Here is a 20416-nt window from a genome sequence, read left to right as displayed (position 1 = left end):
GGATCGTCCATGGCCTCCGATCTCTTCTGTACCGACCTGGTCCGCCGCTTCGGTGAGCACACCGCGGTGGACCGGGTGTCCCTCGACGTGCCTGCGGGCACCTTCTTTTCCATCCTCGGTCCGTCCGGCTGCGGCAAGACCACCTTGCTGCGGCTGCTGGCGGGCTTCGACCGGCCGGACAGCGGCGACATCCAGATCCGCGGCGAGCGCATGAACGATGTGGCGCCTAACAAACGACCGGTGAATATGGTGTTCCAGCACCTGGCGCTGTTCCCGACCATGTCGGTGGGTGACAACATCTGCTACGGCTTGCGTCGCCAGAAAGTACCGGCGGCCGAACGCACCAGGAAGATCGCCCGGGTGCTGGAGCAGGTTGGCCTGCCGGGTCTGGAAGACCGCAACCCGCAGCAGTTGAGCGGCGGCCAGCGCCAGCGCGTGGCTCTGGCGCGGTGTCTGGTGCTGGAGCCCACGCTTCTGCTGCTGGACGAACCCCTCGGCGCGCTCGACCTGAAACTGCGCGAGCAGATGAAAGTCGAGCTCAAACACCTGCAGAAAGCCTTCGGCACCACGTTCGTGTACATCACCCACGATCAGTCCGAGGCCATGGTGATGTCCGATCAGGTGGCGGTGATGCGCCAGGGTCGCTTCGATCAGGTGGCCGCACCGGAAACCCTGTACCGCGACCCGGCCACGCCGTTCGTGGCGGGTTTTGTCGGTGACAACAACCGGTTGTCCGGCGACGTCATTTCGGTGGACGGCGACCTGGCTCGCCTGCGTCTGCAGAGCGGCGAGGAAGTGACCGGCCGGATCGCGGGTGAGGGCATTGCAACCGGCAGCCGGGCGGACCTGTTCATTCGTCCGGAATCCCTGGTGATGAACGGGGCGGTCCCGGAGGGCTACAGCCGCATGCAGGCGACCGTGACGACCACCCTGTTCGACGGCGCCAACAGCCGGATCGAAGCCGGCGTGGCGGACCAGACCATCTTCGCTCGACTGCCCCAGGACGGTTCGGTCTCGAACCTGTCGCCGGACTCGGCCATCCATCTGGGCTGGGACCCGCAGCGGGCCACGGTGTTTGCCGGAGAGCCCGTGTGAGATCCAACGCCAGCAAACTGTCCCTGTGCCTGTTGATGACGCCGTTTGTCCTCTGGATTGTCCTGTTGGTGCTGCTGCCTCATCTGCAGATGCTGCGGGTGTCGTTCCACGTGCGGGAAAGCTGGGACACGGTGACCCTGGGGCTGGAGCAGTACCAGAACTTCTTTTCCGAATCCTATTACTGGCGGACCTTCGTGCGCACGGGCGTGATGTCCCTGTTCACCACGTTCCTGACCCTGGTGATTGCCTTTCCCATTGCCTGGTACATCGCCCGGCTGGCCCGGGGGCGCGCCAAGGGCTTCCTGTTCCTGGCCTGCCTGATTCCGTTCTGGGCCAGCGAGCTGGTGCGCACCTACGGCTGGATGATCCTGCTGCGCGAGAGCGGCCTGTTCAGCACCTGGCTGCAGGCGCTGGGGCTGGCGGACGGTCCGGTGGAAATGCTCTACAACGACGCTGCCGTGATCATCGGTCTGGTCTACAACGGCCTGCTGTTCATGGTGGTGCCGCTGGTGACCACGCTGGACGGCATGGACGAGAACCTGGTGGAAGCCGGCTACGACCTGGGTGGCAACCACTGGACCGTGCTGCGGGAAATCATCGTGCCCTGGGCCATGCCCGGTGTGGTGTCCGGTTGCATCGTGGTGTTCATGCTGACCCTGGGCAGCTACCTGACGCCGATCCTGATGGGCGGCAAGGACAGCGCCTGGTTCACCGAGCAGATCTTCACCCAGTTCATCACCCGATTTAACTGGGAGCAGGGCGCGGCGCTGGGTGTGCTCCTGTTGGTGCTGTCGTCGGTGATTGTCTGGCTCGGGTTGCGGGTAACCGGGCAGAACCTGCGCAAGGTGATGGGCTGATGATTCGTTCCGTACCCCGCTCCGCCTGGTTTGACCGGATCTATCTGGCCTACCTGATCCTGTTCTTCATCTATCTGGCGCTGCCGCTGACGGTGACCGCCGTGTTCGCCTTCAACGACGCGTCGTTCCCGTCGCTGCCCTGGAAAGGTTTTACGCTGGACTGGTTCTTTGCGGACGGCTCCAACGGCCGCACCGGGCTGTTCCATGACGACGGTTTGCTGTCGGCCCTTTGGGTCAGCGTGGTGATTGCTTTCTGGGTGACGCTGCTGTGCGTGTTCCTGGGCTGTGTGAACGCCATCCTGTTCGAGCGGCTGGAGTTTCGCGGCAAGGAATTCCTGTATCTGGTGATGTTGCTGCCGCTGGTGATTCCCGGCGTGATCCTGGGTGTGTCGATCCTGGTGTTCTACAGCGGCATGGCCAATTCCGTGTCGCAGCAGTGGGGCATCGAGCTGGATATGTTCCGGCCCGGCATGCCGCTGGTGGTGGCGGGGCAGGTGGCGTTCATCACGACGCTGTGTACGCTGGTGATTGCCGCCCGTTTGCGGAAGTTTGACCGGCAGCTGGAAGAGGCTGCCCTCAACCTGGGCGCCACGCCGGTGGTGGCCTGGTTCACCGTGACGCTGCCGTGGCTGCTGCCGTCGATTTTCGGCGCGGCGGCGATGGCGTTCCTGATGTCGTTCGAGAACTTCAACACCACCGTGATGCTGACCGGCAGCGATACGCCCCTCACCGTGGCCCTGTTCAATCGATTGCGGGAAGGTTCGACGCCCGTGCTCAACGCCGTTGCCCTGTTGCTGATGGTGGGCTCGGCCCTGCTGGCGGTGCTGGCCATGGGGCGCAGTTCGGCGCGAAAAGAGGGTTAGCGCCCCAGTGTGGGCCGATGCACCAGGTAGGCCAGGTTGTACAGCGCCAGTTCCGACCGGCTGTAATAGAACCCCTGATACTGGATAAGCGGTTCCTTGCGGGCGAGGCTGCGCAGTTTGCCCGTGTTGATCCCCCGCTGTGTGGACAGCACGCCGTTTTGGCGAAGGCGATCGAACAGCACCTGGCTGCTCAGGCCTTTGGCGCTGGCGCTGAAGCGCGCATTCGCCAGTTCCGCCAATTGATCGGACAGGCTGGGAGCGGCTTCGGTGGCCGCGGTGCCGTCCTGCACCCAGGGCACGCAGCCGGTCAGGCCGAGCCCCACGATCACCCCGGCCCCTTTCAACAGATCACGACGTCGCATCGGCCTTTCCTCCCAGTCGAGCAGCCAAGTGATCGCCCAGGCGCAACGTCAGGGCGATGATGGTGTAGGTGGGATTCGAGGCGCCGCCGGCGGGAAACACGGACGAGCCCGCTACGTAGAGATTGTCGGTGGTGTGGACCCGGGCGTTGATGTCGACCACGGACTGGCGCGGGTCGGTGCCCATGCGGGTGGTGCCCATCAGGTGGCCGCCGCTGTGAAGCTGGAAATTCGAGCGCAGGGTCGACGGTCGCCCCAGGCCGGTGCGCAGCAAGGCATCCGCAAACAGTTGCCAGGTCCGGTGCGCCTGTTGCCGGAAGCGGTAATGGAAGTCGATGCGTGGCAGCGGCTGGCCCAGGGCGTTGAGCTGGTCGCTGTCGCTGACCCGGTTGTCTGGATTGGGGGCGATCTCCGCCCGCAGGCTGACCGGGGTGAACAGCGCCTCCCGGCGTTCGCCCAGCAGCGGTTCCGCCACCAGTTGCTGCAAGTTGAAATCGGCGCTGAACGACAGGGCGTCGTGGGTCACACAGTAAGCGTCTGCAAGCTGCAGCGCGTGGACGGCATTGGCGCGGCGATCCACCACATCCTGCAGGCGATTCCAGTCCAGGTACATGTTGGCGACGGCGTACATGTGCGGGTGCTCCATCAGCCCCACGCCGACCGGCAGGTCCTGGCCAATACCGGACAATTGCAGCAGGCGCGGATTGCCCACGCCGCCGCAGGCGAGGACGACCGTATCCGCCCGCAGCCGAACCGGGGCGCGGGTGGTGTCCAGCGAGTCCTGCAACAGCAGGTGGCGGACCTGACGGCCGGACGCTTCCAGCCGGGTACAGGTGTGCCCCAGGATTAAATCGATGCGGGGATGGCTGATGATCTCGTCGCCGTATTTCTCGTTAAAGCGCACCGGCGGGCTGAGGTAGAACGGTTTGTAGACGATGTCCCGGGTGCCTTCGATGGCGACGTGCGGGCGGGTGTAGGCGTTGTCCGGCAGTTCCAGCATGCCGGCCGCCGCCGGGTACCAGCGTTTGAGTTCGGAATAGGGGATCGGCCAGTCGCCGGCCATAAAGGCCCGCTCCTCCAGCACGGCGCAGTACCCGCCCCAGATGGTGGAGCTGCCGCCGAAACGGCGCTGGGTGTGCATCGGGAAATAGGCCTCGCCCAGATCGCCCCGGGGTTGGGCGCGGGCCAGGGCCTGGATGGTCGGGTCGGCATCCAGCAGCCCGCTTTCCAGCAGCGCGATGCGAAGCGGGGTGAGCCGGGCCAGACTCAGGGCCAGTGTAATGCCGGCAGGGCCGCTGCCAATGATCGCCACATCGTAATGGCGGTTTTCAGGATCCAGGACCAGCATCGTTGTGCGCCCCATAGCCCGGCCGGACCCGGCTGGGTGGCCTGTCTGAATTATTGGCCAGAGCCGTAAATTTGGCACCTGTTTTTGTGAGGAATCGGCGGCGGGGTCATCTGAGGAAATGAAGTATCTGTGCCGGTACAGCAACCGCCAACTGTCCCGTTTCGGGGCGCGTGCCCTATGATAGATTGGCTGTCTTTTTTCGGGGACCGCACACCATGCCAGCCAACACCTCTGAGACCACCAAGGGCGTTCTGTTCGGACTGTCGGCCTACACCATGTGGGGCTGCTTTCCGCTGTTCTTTGCGTTGTTCCAGGGTGTGCCGGCCTACGAAGTGCTGATCCACCGGGTGATCTGGTCCAGTGTGTTTCTGGCGGTGGTGATCTGTGTGCTGCGCCGCTGGCTGCCGGTCAAGGCGGCCTTTGCCAATCCGCGAAAGCTGTGGCGGGTGCTGGGCTGCGCCATCCTGATTGCCACCAACTGGGGCATCTACATCTATGCGGTGGAATCCCGCCACGTGCTGCAGGCAAGCCTGGGCTATTTCCTGACGCCGCTGGTGAACGTGGGCCTGGGCATGCTGGTCCTGCGTGAGCGGATGGAGCGGCTGCAGGGTGTGGCCGTCGGGCTGGCGGGCGTCGGTATCCTGATCCAGCTGGTGCTGCTCGGCAGCCTGCCATGGATTACGCTGGTGCTGGCGATGACTTTCGGCACTTACGGCCTGTTGCGCAAGCAGGTGGAGTTGGACGGCCTGTCCGGGCTGTTCGTGGAGACGCTGCTGCTCTTACCCGTCGGGCTGTTGGCTCTGGGCTGGCTGGACCACCTGGGGCAATCCCACTTTGCCGAAGGACTGCGACCCACCTCGCTGCTGGTCGCCAGTGGCGTCGTCACCGCGCTGCCGCTGCTGGCGTTTGCCGGTGCGGCCCGCCGCCTGCGTCTGGCGACGGTGGGCTTCCTGATGTACATCAACCCCAGCCTGCAGTTCCTGATTGCGCTGTTCGTCTTCAACGAACCGCTGAGCCAGATCCAGTTGCTGAGCTTTATCGTCATCTGGGCGGCGTTGCTGCTGTATTCCTGGTCGTCCTGGACCTCGCGCCGGACCGCGACCGCCTGATCCTTAAGGCCTCAGGCCACGTCCTGGGGCCGGACAAACCAGCGCAGGGCTTCGGCTTCCGGTGACAGCGTCATGGCCTCCACCGCCTCGCTAACGGCTCCGGATGTCAGAATCGCTTCTCCGGCGTTCAGGTAATCCGTCAGCGGACGCTGATTCCTGCGCCGCGCCGGTTCGTCCGGCCGGTTGAAGTCGATATCCCCCAAATTCTCCAACGGCGCCCGTCCGGAATGGTGATGCCAGACGCCGGCCGCGCGTTCGTAGCGGTAGGCCGGCAGCAAACGCCAGCCGTGTTCGGCGATCAGGTTCACGGCGTGCACCAGGTAGTTGAAGGTGGCGTCGTCGATAAAGTAGTTGAAGTTCAGGCGCACCCAGCCTGGCCGGAGCAACGATTCACCGGCAACCACCTGGCTCTCGATGGCCTGGCTGGTGGCTTCGTCAATCCCCAGCAGTTCATGACCGTAGGGACCGGCGCAGGCACAGCCGCCCCGGGCCTGGATACCGAACAGGTCGTTGAGCAGGGCGACCACGAAGCCGTAGTGCAGATGCTGCGCGCCATGACGCACCCGGAACGACACGATGGACAGCCGCGGCGCGTCGGTCGGCCCCAGGATGTCCAGGTTGGGGTTGCTTTGCCATTCAGCCAGCGCCCGCTTTACAAAGGCCTGCTCGCGGGATTCGATGGTGTCCGCGCCCACCGCCTGCTGCAGGCGAAACACGAGCCCGGCGCGGATGGATTCGATGATCGCCGGCGTCCCGCCTTCTTCCCGACGCTCCGGATTGGCCACGTAACGGTGCGATGTCGACGTGACGTAGGACACCGTGCCACCGCCGGGCACCGCCGGCACGCGGTTGTTCAGCAGCTGTTTTTTCACCACCAGCACGCCCGGGGTGCCAGGCCCGCCGATGAACTTGTGGGGTGACAGAAACAGAGCGTCTTTGGCGGCGCCGGTCTCGCCCTGCATGTGGATCGCCACATAGGGGCCGGCGGCGGCATAGTCCCAGAAGGCGAGGGCGCCATGGCGTTTCAGCAGTCGCGTAACCGCTTCCACATCGGTCCGGATACCGGTGACGTTGGAGGCTGCCGAGAAACTCCCGATCACCAGCGAGCGGTCCGCGTGGCGTTCCAGCGCCTGTTCCAGTGAGGCCAGATCCAGTTGTCCCCGGTCGTCCAGGGGGATGCGGACCACGCGGGCAATCGTTTCGCGCCAGGGCAACTCGTTCGAATGATGTTCGTAAGGCCCCACCAGCACCACGGGGCGTTCGGCCTCCGGAATCTGTTCGGCCAGGCGGTGTCGGGCATCCAGGTCCGCCGGCAGGCGCAGATTGAGGATGTCGATCAGCTTGTGGATGGCCGCCGTGGCGCCGGACCCGCAGAAAATCACCGCATCGTCGTCAGTTGCGCCGACCGCGTCGCGGATCGATTGACGCGCCTGTTCGCGGAAGGCGGTCGTCTGGGCGCCGGTCAGCGATGCTTCGGTATGCGTGTTGGCGTAGAAGGGCAGGACCCAATCCCGGATGACCGATTCGATCATCGCCAGCGAACGGCCGGAGGTGGTGTAATCGGCATAGACCAGCGGCCGCTCGCCAAACGGCGTGGGAATCAGTTGCTGCTCGCCAATCACGGCATCGCGAATACGGGAAATCAGGTCGGTCATGGTGCTGGCCCTGTTATCGAATGTCCATCCAGTTTACGGCGCCGAGGGCTGCACATTGTTTCTGGTTTTGCGTTAATATCGATCCATATCGAACAATCGTTCTTTGATTCTGGTTTTATTTGAAATTATATTTCGATAGTGGGGTGGGGGATGCTCGACAGGCAGGATCGGCAGCTACTGGAATGGCTGCAGGGGGATGCGGGATTGTCCGTGGGCGACCTGGCCGAGAAGGTCGGCATGTCAAAATCCGCCTGCTGGCGGCGTATCCAGAAGCTGGAACAAAGCGGCGTCATTCGTCAGCGGGTGACCCTGCTGGACCCGGAAAAGCTCAACCTGCCGCTCACCGTGTATATCTCCATCCGCACCAACCAGCACAACGACCAGTGGTCCGAGCAGTTCCGGGAGGTGCTGGCGGACATTCCCGAGATTCTGGAAGTGCATCGCATGAGCGGTGATCTGGACTATCTGATCAAGGCCGTGGTCACCGATATGCCCGGTTACGATCGTCTGTATCGCCAGATCATCCGCGCCAACCTGTCGGACGTCAGTGCCAGTTTTGTGATGGAGACCATGAAACACACGACGGCGCTGCCGCTGACGCATCTCCCCACCGTCTGACCGGACCACAAAAAAGGCGCCACGAGGAGGCCGTGTGAAAACGTCGCGAGCGCAGGCTAGACAAGGCGGAATTGGCCGAAAAAGCGCAGTTTATGTGTAATAAATGAGCATTTTGAGGTCAATTCCAACGCCGTATAGCCAAGCGCAGCAGTTTCCACACGGCCTCACGAGGGCGCCTTGGGATACTCGGACAGGTGGCCGGGCATCGTTATTCCGACTTCGGTGGCACGACCGTCGCGTTGTAGTTCACCGGAATGAAGTCGTAGCCGTCGCCGGCCGCCTTCAGGTGACCCATGCCGGGGAACGACAGGTGTGCCGAGCCGATGAGCGTGCCGGTATCCACCGCGTTGTCGAACGCGGTTTCGCGCGCGTTCACAGCCTGGTCCGGGTTGCTGTCGAACTGAATCGCGATGGACGGCTCAGAGAACTGAACCGACCCCACGTGAATCAGGTCGCCCATGAGCATCAGGGACTGGCCGTCGCTTTCCACATGGTAGATGCTGTGGCCCGGGGTGTGGCCGTGGGCCGGAATGGCCTCGATGCCGTCCACCAGATCGGTCTTGCCGCTAAAGGCTTTGAAGTGGCCGCTCTCAACGTACGGGTTGAGGGAGGCCATGGCGCCCTTGAAGAAGCCCTGTTTGCCTTCTGGTGCCGATTCCATCTCGTCTTTGCTCAACCAGTAGTCGGCGTCGGCCTGGGCCGCGCGGACCGTGGCATTGGGGAAGACGACATTACCGTCGGAGATCAGGCCGCCCACGTGGTCTGGGTGCATATGGGTGATGTAGATTTCGTCCACTTCATCCGGCGTGTAACCCGCGGCTTCCAGGTTGCTTTCCAGTTTGCCCAGCGTCGGGCCGAACAGACTGCCGGCGCCGGTATCGATCAGAACCAACTTGTCGCCCGCGTTGATCAGGTAGCCGTTGACGGACGTTTCCAGCGGTGCGGACAGGAAATGTGCTTTCAGCACGTCGCGCACATGCGCTTCGTTGGTATTCAGCAGCAGCTTGTCGACCGGCAGTTGGACTGTGCCGTCAGACAGTGCGGTGATTTCGAAGTCGCCGAGCATCGTGCGGTAGTAGCCCGGCGCCTGGGTCTTCACCATGGGCGCGTCTGCCTGGACGGAGCCGGCGGCAAAAAGCGATGCGGCCAAGGCGATAGCGGTGTTCCGGTATCGGTTCATGCAATATCCCTCCAACATTTTTCTTTTACCAACGTTGCTGCTGGCTTCACATAAGTCCACGGCATCTACGTTGGATCGTGCAGGAATGGATCAGGGCTCGGCACCCGCCGGTTCTCTAGAGAACGGCAAAGCCGGGGTTGCGCTTGCGCAAGGCGGCAATCACAACGTCACGGGGGGTATCGCTGGCAAATGCGGTTGGCAGAACGTTACTACCAAACAGGCTGACAATCTCTTCCGTGTGCGGCCCGGTGTGCTTGGCCATCCAAAGTCCCTTGGCTGGCTTGATCTTGATCATCGATTGCGAAGTATCCAAAAGATCTCCTCTGGTTGATTGAACGTCAATGAACCTCATGATCGGAGGTTCGCAGATGCCCCATGGTCCAGATCGAGCTGGCAAACAGGACAACGATGCTGGTCGGTAGCAGCCACAGCTTGTGTTCATAAGGCAGCGGCTGACCGAGATGCTGTGCCAGACCCGGCATGATGTCCTGCAGGTTGAGCATGACGAGCACGGCAGCCGACAGGCAGGCTGTGGTGATACCCGTGGCTATCGCCAGATTGTCTGGATAGACGGGGCGGGAGGGGGAGGCTGGGAAATAGTCCTCCGCATCCGCGGCTTCGAAACGTTCCATGATTTCATCCTCTTCCGTGAGTTTTTGGTGTACACAAAAAATCAGGTACAGAATGCTCTTGAAACCCATGCGGTTCTGAGGCGTCGACCGCATTGTTTCTTGATATGGGGACGAACTGAGCAAATTCAACCGTTTCCCCACTCTGAAATGGTTGCGCTCTATTGGTACGCAACCCTATGGGAGCTGGATCACTGCATCGTTAGCATCGACACCCGTCTCAGAACCACACGCCCTGATCCGGCTGCCGCCGTTCGACGCAGAGCCCCTGGCCTTCCAGGATGTCCACCAGAAGTCGGGTGTCATCCATATTCAGGAAAGGCGCCAGTGCAATTTCCAGCTCCTGGTGCAACAGGAACAACCGGGGCGGCGTCCAGGGGTGCCGGGCCGCCACCAGGTGAATGCGGGTGGCACGACGAGGCAGGGTCCACTCCGTCTCCTTGTGGAAAATGCCTTTCTCCAGCCGCAACAGTTCCGGTGCGATCAACAACAGCTCCTGACGCCGACACTGGCGGGCGGTCAGGTAGAACCCGATGGCCAGGGCCGCCAGTTCCAGTCCGGCAAACGGCAGGATGACCCAGGCGCCGGCGAGCCACATGCCGGTGTTGATGCCGGCCATAATGATCAGCAACCCCAGCCAGACATGGATATTGCCACGCCAGCTCAGGGAACGGTTGGGCGTCAGCCGCAGCTGGTCGCCCTGGTCATTCACGAGGTGTTCCACCATGGCCATGGTCGGATGCGAGAGCTGTCAGGATTGAGTATAGATCATCCGTCAATGTGGCAAGTGGCTGCGGTGGTAGCGCATAGGGGATGGAAAGGAGGGCCGGTGCTGCAACCGGGCACCGGCCCGGACAGTGCATCAGAAGTGCAGGACCTGAGGCCGAACAAGCCGGTCGTAGTCCTGATAGCTCATATGCATGACCTCGTCATGGCTGCCGGCATTGAAGGCGATGTGATCGTCTTCCCGCAGGTGCTCACTGACAAAGACATCCATATCGTAGAGATTCCCGAAAGGCGGCATGGCGCCCAGTTCGCAATCCGGGAAGGCTTGGGTGATGTCGTCTTCGCTGGCCAGCTCCATGTCCAGGGTGCCCATGGCCTGTTTCAGCTGATCCAGGTGGACCTGGTCGGTGGACGGCAGAACCGTCATGAACAGGCGGCCACCGGATTTGATGACGACGGTCTTGGCGAATTCCCGGCCGCGGATGTGCGCCGATTGGGCCGTACGGGACGAACCGATGGTCGGTTCGTGCAACTGGGTGCGGTAGTGCACTGAATTGCTTTCAAGATAGTTGCGGAGTTTGTCACTGATCATGGCGTTAACCTCCTTCACCGAAGTGAACGTTCCATGATGCTCCCGATCGGGAGACCCGGTGTTCGGCGGAGGCCGTTCCGGGCAGTGCTATTTTACCACGGACGTTGATTCAGGAGACGACGAGACACAAACGGAAATTGAACCATTCGGCCGGGCGGTTTAAGTTCAACGGTATCCATTAACGATAGGTTGACCGGTTGCCGACGGCCCACGCCGTCCACAGCCGGGCTACGCGCTGACCAGGGATCGCTGAAGACGATGTCCAATCCAAGCCATCAAGCCCAGAAACTGTTGTTGTTCGGCCTTTCCGGCCAGAAATCGTTTGCCATCGGTACCCTGAAGATCCGGGAAATCATGCCGTTGCCGCAGCTCACCAAGCTGCCTCACAGTCATCCGTCGGTGATCGGCACCACCACGTTTCGCGGGTCCGCCGTCCCGGTCATCGATATGGGTGCGGCGGTGGGCTATCCACCCCTGACTCGCGAGGAGCTACAGCAGAGTTCCGTGATCGTGACCGATATCCAGCGCAAGGAAATGGGCTTCGTGGTGCGCAGCGTGCGCAAGATCATCGAAGCGGACTGGAAACAGGTGAAGACCCCGCCCACCGCCCTGGGCAAGCGGGCGTTCGTCACGGGGCTGCTGGACATCGAGGGCGAGGTCATCCAGTTGATGGATGTGGAGCTGCTGCTGTCGATGGTCTATCCCAGCGCGGTGGAAGCGGATGAGGTCGTGTTGACCGACGTCCAGCGGGAAACCCTGAAGTCCCTCAACATCCTGCTGGTGGACGATTCCCAGGTGGCGCGCAAACAGCTGTCCGATGTGCTCGACAGCAAGGACATTCCCTATTTCGTGACCACCAACGGCAACGAGGCGCTGCAGATCCTCCTCAACGCCGGTACTGAAGGGCGGCCCATCGACATCTTGGTGAGCGACATCGAGATGCCCGGGCTGGACGGCTACGAACTGGCATTCCAGGTCCGTGACAACGGTTCCCTCAGGCAGCCCTACATTATTCTCCACACGTCGCTGAACAGCGAAATGAGCGTCAGCTACGCCAACCAGGTGGGCGCCAACGAGGCCCTGACCAAGTTCGATGCCGAAGAGCTGCTGCAGGCAATGCTGCGGGGTGCTGAACAGAGTCAGTGAATGTGACGGCCGTCACAGGCAATTCGACAACTGGGGCCGCAAATTGAAAAGTAACGGTTTGTAAGCCAATCCGTGGGTGTGTACGTTTTAACCAATAACAACAAGACAACGAGACACATCAACGGAGTGGTCAATGCACTGGCGTGGCCCGCTTTTTATCCTGGCTTGTGTCGGCACTGCGGCCGGCATTGGTTATGCCTTGTCACAGGTCCCCGATGACGGTGGCTCGAGGAGTCCTGCGGCCGTAACTGCGCCGTCGAAAGCCACGCCCCGGACGCAGGCCATTAGCCAGGCGGCGCCGGCGCAACCCTCAACGCCCAAGCCTCCCAAGGACGACGGCCCCATCCGCTTCATGCTGGCGCAGGTGGCCGATCAGTACGAGGCGGCATCGCGCTATCCCGCCTATTCCGTACCCATCTCGCCCGATCAGGCTAAAGCCTATGCCGGCAATCAATACACGGCGGTCACCCTGCCGTTGGCCGACGACGGACGCTTCACCGTTAACCTGGAAAAGTACCGCTTCACCCGGGGTGAGACGATCCTGGTGGTCGCCAGCCTGGAAGGGCCGATGGTGGTCGGCCAGCGAGTCGAAGCCAGTCTGGAACCGACGGGGGAGCAATCGGGCGCCCAGGCCAGCACCACGCTGACCCGAACCCCGGAAGGGATCTACCAGGGCGAGTTGGACAGCGATCGCGAGCCCGGCGAATACCGGCTGATCGTGTCCGCCCGGGTGGACGGTCAGACCGTGCGCCACGTCTCGACCCTCTCGATCGAACCCCATCTGGGCGATTTCAGTGGCGTGGGCACGACCCGCATCGAGAACAACAACCTGGTGATCCCGGTCGAGTTCGAGCCGGACGACGCCGGCTTCTATGCCCTGAGCGCCAATCTCTACGTCAATGGCCAGCCGGTAGCGCACCTGAGCCACGAGCAGCGCCTGGATGGTTCCAAAGCCGATATTGAGCTGCGGGCACACGGCTCCGTGATGGCCGGCCGCAGCGGCAAGCTCCAGCTCAGGGGCCTGCAGATCCGACGCTTGCCCGCGCGGCCGGGTGACCGGACCGATTACGCCTTCGGTCCCGAGGACGGCTTCGACGTCGACGCTTCGGGACTCGATCAGCTGGAAGACATTCCCGCAAGGGATCCCGAATCAGAGCAACGGGCCGCAATATTGAGAAAGATGGCAACCGGAGCCTGATCGACCGTCGAGTCCGCCCTGAGGTCGCACCGCCTGAAGGTGCAGTGGCGCAGGAACCCGCCGGACGAGGCCGGGCACAACCCGGCCCTGAATACCTTCCCGTGTCAGAGGCCGTCATGCCTGAAGGCGGTTCGGGAAGGCGCAGTGAGGAAAAACAACAACATCGACTCACACGGAGCACATCATGAAGAAAACAACAATAGCGGTCGCCCTGATGGCCGCGACCTGTTCGACAGGTGCGCTGGCGCAGCTGGCCGGACACAACGTCATTCTGGTTCACGGCTTCCAGCAGGAAGACCTGGCGTCGCCACCGGCGGACATGGATGCGGTCAAAGCCAACGGCGAGGACTACTGGCGCACCTTCTGGCTGTCCCGGTCCGAAGCCCGGATCGACTGGGCCAGTGACGGCCGCGTCGAAGGCAAGATCGCCCAGCAGGCCTACCAGCAGGTGAAGGCGATTGCCCAGGAAGGGCTGTGCAGCGATTACTGCATCGTCGTCTCCCATTCCACCGGCGACCTGGTGACCCGTTACCTGTTGGATAACCAGGCCCGCTGGCTCGCAGCGGACGGCCTGCCGCCGCTGAAAATCCTGGCTTCGCTGGACTTCTCCGGCGCCGGTGGCGGCACGGACCTGGCGGATCTCGCCGTAAGCGTGGCCTACAACGACAGCTGGTATCTGGCGCCGGTCAAGGCGGCGGTGAAGCTGTTTACCGGCATTGATCCGCAGCCCGGCAAGCTGGGTGTGGTGAACGACCTGCAAACCAACGCGGCGCGCAATCTGGCCGTCAGCCCCAACAGCATTCCCAGGCTGCGATTCGTGGCGGGCGGTGCCTCCTACGGCGGCGTCACCAAACCGTTTATCGACGGCACCGACGATGGAGTGGTGCCGACCCATTCGTCCTGCGGTTCGGCGTCGTCCAATGCCATCGACTCCTGCGTCTCGAACCTGAGCCTGGCGGGTAAAGTCTCCAGTCAGGATGCGCCGTCGAGTCTCTATTACAACCACTACCCGATCCTGATGAACGAGGGCGTCACTCACAGTGGCGTACTGGGTAGCGAAGTGGGGAACATCTCGGTGCCCGTGGTGAATAACACGGCGCTCAACGGCCTGCAGGTGGACTTCGCCAGCCGCACCTACAACAAGCGCGCGTGGTGGCAGCTGTGGGGCAGTGGAGACCGGTACATTGAGGTGCCGGGCTCTGACAGTACCGACATGTCCACACTCGTCTACACCACCCTCAACGACTGACCGCCCGGGCCCCGGCCATCCGTCGGGGCCCATCCCTCACCGTCTAAAACCGTACCCGCATTTCCGTCACCGAATCGCTGGTCATGCCGACCATTTCGTCAGTTCCAGAAGGCGGGATGATCTCGATCTGATGGATGTGGAAGTGGTGGAATGCGTCCCGGGCGTCACACGTGCTGGTGAAGAGCACCGGTCGTTGCTCCCGATTGACGAGAATGAAGGCGTCATCGCCAATATAAAAGCGCGCCATGTAGTAGCGCCCTTCCATGGAAACGAGTTCGAGCAGGTCGATGTGGGTTTCCGGTCTGAGACGGGCCTCGGTCATGGTGATGTTCATTGCCGTTCTCCAGTGAGGATCACGAAAATGGATACGATCGCACGGGTATTGGGGATTCTTTTTTTGTCGATCCTTGCAGCAGCATAGGCGGGATCGGTCGTCAAAGGAAAGGTGTGTGAGGTAATCAGAATCTTCCGGGGCGATGTCAGTGGCGCAGGATGCCCAGGACCAGCCGACCGGCCAGCCCCACCAGGATGGCGCCGAACAGACGTTCGAACCAGACGGTGTGGCGCTGCAACCGGGACAGCCAGCGCGGGTTGGAAAACATCCAGGCGACGATCAGGTACCAGCCACCGTCGATCACCAGGGCGGTGGCGGCGTAACCGAGTTTGGCCACGAAGGACGTGTCCACGCCCACCACCTGACTGAACAGGGCGATAAAGAACACCGCAATCTTGGGGTTCAGGAACACCACCAGAAAGCCATCCCGCGCGGCACTGGAGGTGGTTGGAACCTCCGGCAGGTTGCCATTCTCCCGACGTTTCGAGGTAAGGCCCTTCATCCCCAACCAGGCCAAGTAGAGTGCGCCACCCCACTGCAGCAGCCCGAACGCCACCGGCGACGCCTTGATCACCGCTGCCAGGCCGATGATGCTCAGCAGCGCATACAACCCCACACCCAGACCGTGCAGCAGAGCCGCGGCCACACCATTGCGACGGCCACCGGCCAGGGTCTGCTTGAGCACCACCGCCAGAGAGGGCCCCGGCGACATGGCGCCCAGAACACAGATGGTGACAACCGTTAGCCAGGTGGCGAGCGTCATGGTGAATTCCCGGAATCAATAGGATGAGCAGAGGCGCTCCAGTTTAGCGTCGAAGGTGGCCTGAGTCATCCGGTCGGCGGAACCGCGAAGAGCTTCGGCTATCCTATGGGAACGGTTAACCGATTCAGGCGGAACAGGAGTAGGCGATGCAGACGGGCGTGGTCCTCACCGGTGGCGGCGCGAGGGCGGCCTATCAGGTCGGCGTGCTGAAGGCGATATCCGAGATGTATCCGGACTGGGCGCACCCATTCCGGGTCATTACCGGCACGTCGGCCGGCGCTATCAATGCGGTGGCCATTGCCAGCGGTGGCGGCGTGTTCCGGCATAACATCGCGCGTCTGGAAGGCATCTGGTCCGAGTTGACGATCGACCAGATCTATAAGAGCCACAGCTACGACATCCTGCGCAACGTCAGCGACGTCGCCCGTCGGCTGATCACGGACAGCACCGGTGAAAAACCCATGTCATTGCTCAACAACAGCCCGCTGCGTGCGCTGTTGGAAAAGGAAGTGGATTTCGGCGCCCTGAAAACGGCGATCGACGAGGATCGACTCAGTGCGGTGGGCATCAACGCCTGCGGCTATACGACCGGGCAGAACGTGTGTTTTTTCCAGGCGGGCAAGGACAAGGCCAATTGGACCACAGGGCAGCGGGCCGGAGCGCGGACCAATCTGACGCTGGACCACATCATGGCGTCATCGGCGATTCCTACCGTGTTTCGCCCCGTGAAGATCAACCGCGAGTATTTCGGCGACGGCGTCACCCGGCAGATGGCTCACATCAGCCCGGCGTTGCGACTGGGGGCCGAGCGGGTGATTGTGGTGGGTGTCAGCGCCAATCACGTGTGTTTCCCCGGTCGCCCCAAGCAGCCACCGATGCCGGGATTCAGCCAGGTGCTGGCCCACGTTTTCAACGGGATGTTTCTGGATACCCTGGACTACGACATCGACCGCCTGCGGCTGATCAACCAACTGCTGGAACTGGTGCCGAAGAAAAAACTGGAAGAGTCCGGACTGGACCTGCGCCCGGTGCATTTGCTGGAAATCTCCCCCAGCGAGGACATTGGCGAAATCGCCACCCGTCACCTGGACAACATGCCGCTGGTGTTGCGGAAATTGGCGGGCGCGAGCAGCGAGGCGTACACGCCCGGCTCCAGTCTGGCGAGTTACCTGATGTTCGATCACCGCTTCTGCCGGGAACTGATTAGCCTGGGCTACAAGGACGCACAGACCCAGGCCAGACAGATCGAACAATTCTTTCGGGAGGCATGACGATCAGCCCAGTGCCAGCCAGGCGGCCACGCCCATCATCAGGGTGCCCGCCACGCGATTAACCGTGCGGACGCCGCCACCGCGACGCAGCGCCTGGCTCAGCTTGCGACCGCCGTGGGCGTAGATCTGAAGGCAGATGAATTCCAGACCCAGGATAATCAGGATCAGCGTCGTCAGCTGCGGTGCCATGGGCAACTTGCTGTCGATAAACGGGGGCAGCAGGGCAATAAAGAACGCCCAGCCCTTGGGATTGGCAATCGCCGTCACGAAACCCTGCGTCGCCAGTTGCCAGGGGGAAGCCGCCGGGGCCGGCTCATCCTGATCCCCGAGCGCCAGCTTGCCGCGGGAACGCCACATCTGGATGCCCAGCCAGGCCAGGTAGACGCCCCCCGCGTACTTGAACAGGGCAAACGCGGTCGGGTACTCGAGCATAAATGTCGCCACACCCACCGCAGCCGCCGTCGCCACCAGACCCACGCCCAGCAGCTCGCCCACCATCATCCACATCGCACGGCGCACGCCGATGGTAATCCCCAATGACAGGGACAACGTCATGCACATTCCCGGCGTCAGCGACACCAGGAAGAAGGTGGGAATGAAGGCGGACAGCAGATGCAGGTTCAGTGAAGCCACGGTACACGTCTCACGGTATTCGTACGGAACCGATCATCATAGAACTGCCTCTACGCGCTGAACACCCATGGCGTGGTCCGTATATACACCTAACGCGAGACGGCTTCCACTTCGGCCGGCTCCTCTTTCATCTCAGCCGGATGCTCCTCGAAATCCGGATTTCGCGGATCCAGGTCGGCCATCGCGATGGCCACCTCAGGCGTGGTCATGTAGTAATCTTCCTGCTCCTCAACACTCGGATGCTTGCGGCGTCCGGGGCCGACCACCATGAACAGCATCAGCAGGCCCAGGATGGTGGCGTTGCTGACAAACAGCCCCGCCGGGCCCATCAGTTCCATCGCTGCGGCGCTGACTACCGGGCCGATGCAGCTGCCGATCCCGTAGCTGAGGAGCAGGGCGGTGCTGGCGGCGGTGATCTGATGGCTGTCCATCAGGTCGTTGCTGATGGCCACGGCGATCGGGTAGAGCGTCGCACTGATGCCCATGTACAGTCCCACGAAAAGCACCAGCACCCAGGCGCTCATGCCGCCAATAAACGCCGCTGCCAGACTGCAGCCGGCGGCGATCAGCGCCGTCACCACCATCACGCGATAGCGGTCGAACCGGTCGCACAAACGGCCCACCGGCCACGCCATGACCATCGCGGCGATGATGGCCGAGGCCATGAAGTTGGAGACCTGGCCCACATCCAGTCCAATGCGATTGGCATACACTGGCCCCATGGCATAGAAGGCGCTGATCAACAGCCCGGCCACCAGTGAGCCCAGGGTGCCGACCGGCGATTTGCCATACAGGCGGCGCAACGACATGCGTTCGCCCTGGACGATGGTGGGGGATTCCCGGCGTGTCAGCGACAGTGGCACCACCGCAAGCGCCACCAGGATGGCCGCCAGGGAAAACGGAATGTACCCGGCCGGGTCCCCCAGGCGGATCAGCACCTGACCGCCAGCCGTTGATAGGAAAAACACGATCTGGTAGATCGCGAACAGACTGGCCCGGTTCTGGTTGTCCGCCTTACTGCTGAACCAGCTCTCCATGACGATCATCAGACCGGCCATCACAAAGCCACCGACGGCGCGCAATCCACCCCACAGGCCGGCCTGCACCGCCATCGGATAGATCAGGATGGACGCCGCCAGGATGGCCGCGAACACGGCAAACGCACGGATGTGCCCAACCCGCTCGATGATGCGCCCGGCGAAGAGCGTCCCGGCGACAAAGCCGAACGAGTAAAACACCAGGATCCAGCCGATGACGCCCGGGCTGACGCCCTCGATACTCAGTCGCAGGCCCAGTAGAGTCATCAGGAAGGCATTGCCGCCGATCAGCAGGATGATGCTGAAAATGAGCGAAGACAGCGTCTTTGCAGTTCGGGTCATGAGCGTCCCCCGGCCAGATTCGATGAGTGTCCTCTTTCAATGATTCCAGTATGGTAAAGACTTAACGCCCTGCCACAGCAATCCGCAATAACTGGTATATCGACACGGAGACATTAATGACGATCGCACGCACGACTTCCAAAACGACCCGTTTGCGGCACCTGATGCTGGTTGCCTTATTGGGCTTCGTACCCGTGGCAGCAAGCGCCGATGAGGCCCAGCAGCCACCCACCATGGAAGAGCTGAAACACGACACCGAGAACCTGATCGACAAGCTGGGCAACTACTCTGCCGAGCAACGGGACGAAGCTGCCGCATCGATCAAGGAATCGCTGGACGAGCTCGATCAGCGCATCGACGTGCTGGAAAAGCGCCTGGACGAGAACTGGGACGACATGAGTGAAGCCAGCCGCGAGAAAACCCAGCAAAGCCTGGACGCCCTACGCGCCCAGCGTGAAAAGGTCGGGGACTGGTACGAGCGCCTCAAGGGCAGTTCAGCCAACGCATGGGAGGATGTGAAAGACGGCTTCACCCGAGCCTATGACAATCTCTCCGATGCCTGGAAGGACACCGAGGAGTCGATGTCATCAGGAAATTAATCTGGCGCCTGATGACAACGCCACAACCTCAGACCGCCAATGGCCATCGATCTGCTGCGAAATCACCAGAGCTTTGGCGCTCTCGCTGGCAACGGCAAGGCAGCCGCCGTGGTCCCAGGCAGCGCTTTTGCCAACTGGCTTCCAGTTGCCCGTTGGTTGGTTATGGTTAGCCATGGTTACGAGCATCTTGTGCTCCCTGGCATAGCTGGAGAGTTTTTCGGTATCCGCCACGTAGCCATCGCCGCCGATTAAAGCGCCGGCAACATAGACTGAGGCACCTTTGTCGGCGCACGCACGGGCATGCAACGGTGAGTTGGTGTCAGCACAAATCGCTAACGCGACGCTCTGGTTTTGAATGTCCAGTAGTTTGAGTGCATTTCCAGGCCTGAAATAGAATTCCTCGCCGGGATGAAGGTGCATCTTTGCATAGCTGTCTGTTTTTCCATTGGGGTAAAAGATGATGGCTCCAATTTCAGGCCGATCGTCGGTTTTCAGAGGGGCGCCGATAACCACGCAGAGACGGTGCTGGATGGCCAGATCACGAAACGGCTGCAGTCTTGCATCACCTACCGTTATTGCCAATCTGTCGGCCAGCTGGGGCTCGTAACCGGTGAGGGAAAGCTCCGGGAAAACGATCATGGAGACGGCGTGGGCACTGGCGCACTCAACGGCTTCGATATGGGTCTGAATATTCTGCTCAATGTGCCCTTTGGCGGACGGGATCTGGGCGACGGCAATCTTGAATTCCTGCACGGTGCTATCCTTGTGCTGATACTTGGAAGACCGCATTAGCTGTCATCAAGGGCCAAGGCG

The 20416-nt window shown here is 61.9% G+C and carries 23 protein-coding genes; 10 read left to right on the top strand and 13 right to left on the bottom strand.

Features of this window, described 5'->3' with window-relative positions:
- The first annotated feature begins 9 nt into the window (after positions 1–9).
- The 3 genes from J3364_RS07870 to J3364_RS07860 are packed head-to-tail and all read left to right on the top strand — an operon-like array spanning position 10 to position 2815.
- Entirely contained in the window at positions 10–1095 is a 1086-nt protein-coding gene (locus J3364_RS07870; protein WP_349557816.1) for an ABC transporter ATP-binding protein, read from the top strand.
- Complete coding sequence (locus J3364_RS07865; RefSeq protein ID WP_349557815.1) at positions 1092–1952, top strand: ABC transporter permease; 861 nt, start codon at positions 1092–1094, stop codon at positions 1950–1952. Before J3364_RS07870 ends, J3364_RS07865 begins: the two co-directional genes overlap by 4 nt.
- On the top strand, positions 1952–2815 hold the full coding sequence (locus J3364_RS07860) for an ABC transporter permease (RefSeq protein WP_349557814.1): 864 nt from the start codon (positions 1952–1954) through the stop codon (positions 2813–2815). Before J3364_RS07865 ends, J3364_RS07860 begins: the two co-directional genes overlap by 1 nt.
- Here the strand turns inward: J3364_RS07860 and J3364_RS07855 are convergent.
- Together J3364_RS07855 and J3364_RS07850 are read right to left on the bottom strand one after the other, a co-directional pair.
- A complete protein-coding gene (locus J3364_RS07855; RefSeq protein ID WP_349557813.1) occupies positions 2812–3177 on the bottom strand; it encodes a twin-arginine translocation signal domain-containing protein in 366 nt (121 codons plus the stop codon). The genes J3364_RS07860 and J3364_RS07855 overlap by 4 nt on opposite strands.
- The gene (locus tag J3364_RS07850; RefSeq protein ID WP_349557812.1) at positions 3164–4537 is read right to left on the bottom strand and encodes a GMC oxidoreductase; all 1374 of its coding nucleotides are present in this window, start codon (positions 4535–4537) and stop codon (positions 3164–3166) included. The genes J3364_RS07855 and J3364_RS07850 overlap by 14 nt, the downstream gene beginning before the upstream one ends.
- 200 nt (positions 4538–4737) lie before the next feature.
- Here J3364_RS07850 and rarD point away from each other — a divergent pair, with 200 nt between their 5' ends.
- Entirely contained in the window at positions 4738–5631 is an 894-nt protein-coding gene (rarD, locus tag J3364_RS07845; RefSeq protein WP_349557811.1) for an EamA family transporter RarD, read from the top strand.
- A gap of 11 nt (positions 5632–5642) precedes the next feature.
- On the opposite strand, the gene J3364_RS07840 is transcribed toward rarD, so the two are convergent.
- On the bottom strand, positions 5643–7286 hold the full coding sequence (locus tag J3364_RS07840; RefSeq protein WP_349557810.1) for an aminotransferase class V-fold PLP-dependent enzyme: 1644 nt from the start codon (positions 7284–7286) through the stop codon (positions 5643–5645).
- Between the two features lie 150 nt (positions 7287–7436).
- Between J3364_RS07840 and J3364_RS07835 the strand changes: the two genes are divergently transcribed.
- Positions 7437–7904, top strand: coding sequence for an Lrp/AsnC family transcriptional regulator (locus tag J3364_RS07835; protein WP_349557809.1), 468 nt, complete (start codon positions 7437–7439; stop codon positions 7902–7904).
- A gap of 208 nt (positions 7905–8112) precedes the next feature.
- Here the strand turns inward: J3364_RS07835 and J3364_RS07830 are convergent, their stop codons facing one another.
- The 5 genes from J3364_RS07830 to J3364_RS07810 all read right to left on the bottom strand — a co-directional run bounded on the left by J3364_RS07830 (position 8113) and on the right by J3364_RS07810 (position 11031).
- On the bottom strand, positions 8113–9084 hold the full coding sequence (locus J3364_RS07830; protein WP_349557808.1) for an MBL fold metallo-hydrolase: 972 nt from the start codon (positions 9082–9084) through the stop codon (positions 8113–8115).
- A gap of 115 nt (positions 9085–9199) precedes the next feature.
- Positions 9200–9397 (bottom strand): hypothetical protein, encoded by a 198-nt coding sequence (locus J3364_RS07825; protein WP_123632975.1) that lies wholly within the window; start codon positions 9395–9397, stop codon positions 9200–9202.
- A gap of 25 nt (positions 9398–9422) precedes the next feature.
- Positions 9423–9716 carry a hypothetical protein gene (locus tag J3364_RS07820; RefSeq protein WP_349557807.1) on the bottom strand — a complete coding sequence of 98 codons (294 nt, stop codon included), beginning with the start codon at positions 9714–9716 and terminating at the stop codon, positions 9423–9425.
- Between the two features lie 217 nt (positions 9717–9933).
- Positions 9934–10440, bottom strand: coding sequence for a DUF2244 domain-containing protein (locus tag J3364_RS07815; protein ID WP_349557806.1), 507 nt, complete (start codon positions 10438–10440; stop codon positions 9934–9936).
- A gap of 135 nt (positions 10441–10575) precedes the next feature.
- Entirely contained in the window at positions 10576–11031 is a 456-nt protein-coding gene (locus J3364_RS07810; RefSeq protein ID WP_349557805.1) for an aminoacyl-tRNA deacylase, read from the bottom strand.
- Positions 11032–11289: 258 nt separating this feature from the next.
- Here J3364_RS07810 and J3364_RS07805 point away from each other — a divergent pair, with 258 nt between their 5' ends.
- The 3 genes from J3364_RS07805 (at position 11290) to J3364_RS07795 (ending at position 14624) form a co-directional block, all read left to right on the top strand.
- Entirely contained in the window at positions 11290–12177 is an 888-nt protein-coding gene (locus J3364_RS07805; RefSeq protein WP_349557804.1) for a chemotaxis protein, read from the top strand.
- A gap of 133 nt (positions 12178–12310) precedes the next feature.
- On the top strand, positions 12311–13375 hold the full coding sequence (locus tag J3364_RS07800; RefSeq protein ID WP_349557803.1) for a hypothetical protein: 1065 nt from the start codon (positions 12311–12313) through the stop codon (positions 13373–13375).
- A gap of 184 nt (positions 13376–13559) precedes the next feature.
- Positions 13560–14624, top strand: a complete 1065-nt coding sequence (locus tag J3364_RS07795; RefSeq protein WP_349557801.1) for a hypothetical protein — start codon at positions 13560–13562, stop codon at positions 14622–14624.
- A gap of 43 nt (positions 14625–14667) precedes the next feature.
- On the opposite strand, the gene J3364_RS07790 is transcribed toward J3364_RS07795, so the two are convergent.
- The gene (locus J3364_RS07790) at positions 14668–14958 is read right to left on the bottom strand and encodes a DUF6482 family protein (RefSeq protein ID WP_349557800.1); all 291 of its coding nucleotides are present in this window, start codon (positions 14956–14958) and stop codon (positions 14668–14670) included.
- 145 nt (positions 14959–15103) lie between these two features.
- Complete coding sequence (locus tag J3364_RS07785; RefSeq protein WP_349557799.1) at positions 15104–15721, bottom strand: LysE family translocator; 618 nt, start codon at positions 15719–15721, stop codon at positions 15104–15106.
- 146 nt (positions 15722–15867) lie between these two features.
- On the opposite strand from J3364_RS07785, the gene J3364_RS07780 reads away from it, so the two are divergent.
- On the top strand, positions 15868–16992 hold the full coding sequence (locus J3364_RS07780) for a patatin-like phospholipase family protein (RefSeq protein ID WP_123632960.1): 1125 nt from the start codon (positions 15868–15870) through the stop codon (positions 16990–16992).
- 3 nt (positions 16993–16995) lie between these two features.
- On the opposite strand, the gene J3364_RS07775 is transcribed toward J3364_RS07780, so the two are convergent.
- Together J3364_RS07775 and J3364_RS07770 are read right to left on the bottom strand one after the other, a co-directional pair.
- A complete protein-coding gene (locus J3364_RS07775) occupies positions 16996–17625 on the bottom strand; it encodes a LysE family translocator (protein ID WP_349557797.1) in 630 nt (209 codons plus the stop codon).
- A gap of 89 nt (positions 17626–17714) precedes the next feature.
- A complete protein-coding gene (locus tag J3364_RS07770; protein ID WP_349557796.1) occupies positions 17715–19004 on the bottom strand; it encodes an MFS transporter in 1290 nt (429 codons plus the stop codon).
- Positions 19005–19120: 116 nt separating this feature from the next.
- Here J3364_RS07770 and J3364_RS07765 point away from each other — a divergent pair, with 116 nt between their 5' ends.
- Entirely contained in the window at positions 19121–19603 is a 483-nt protein-coding gene (locus J3364_RS07765) for a sll1863 family stress response protein (RefSeq protein WP_349557795.1), read from the top strand.
- Here the strand turns inward: J3364_RS07765 and J3364_RS07760 are convergent.
- Positions 19592–20356, bottom strand: coding sequence for a carbon-nitrogen hydrolase family protein (locus tag J3364_RS07760; protein WP_349557794.1), 765 nt, complete (start codon positions 20354–20356; stop codon positions 19592–19594). The genes J3364_RS07765 and J3364_RS07760 overlap by 12 nt on opposite strands.
- Positions 20357–20416: the final 60 nt, after the last annotated feature.

The sequence above is a fragment of the Marinobacter sp. NFXS9 genome (assembly GCF_040148665.1).
Classification (GTDB): Bacteria; Pseudomonadota; Gammaproteobacteria; order Pseudomonadales; family Oleiphilaceae; genus Marinobacter_A; species Marinobacter_A mangrovi.
Note: the sequence above shows the minus strand (reverse complement) of the source record. Positions and strands in the feature narration are given on the sequence as shown.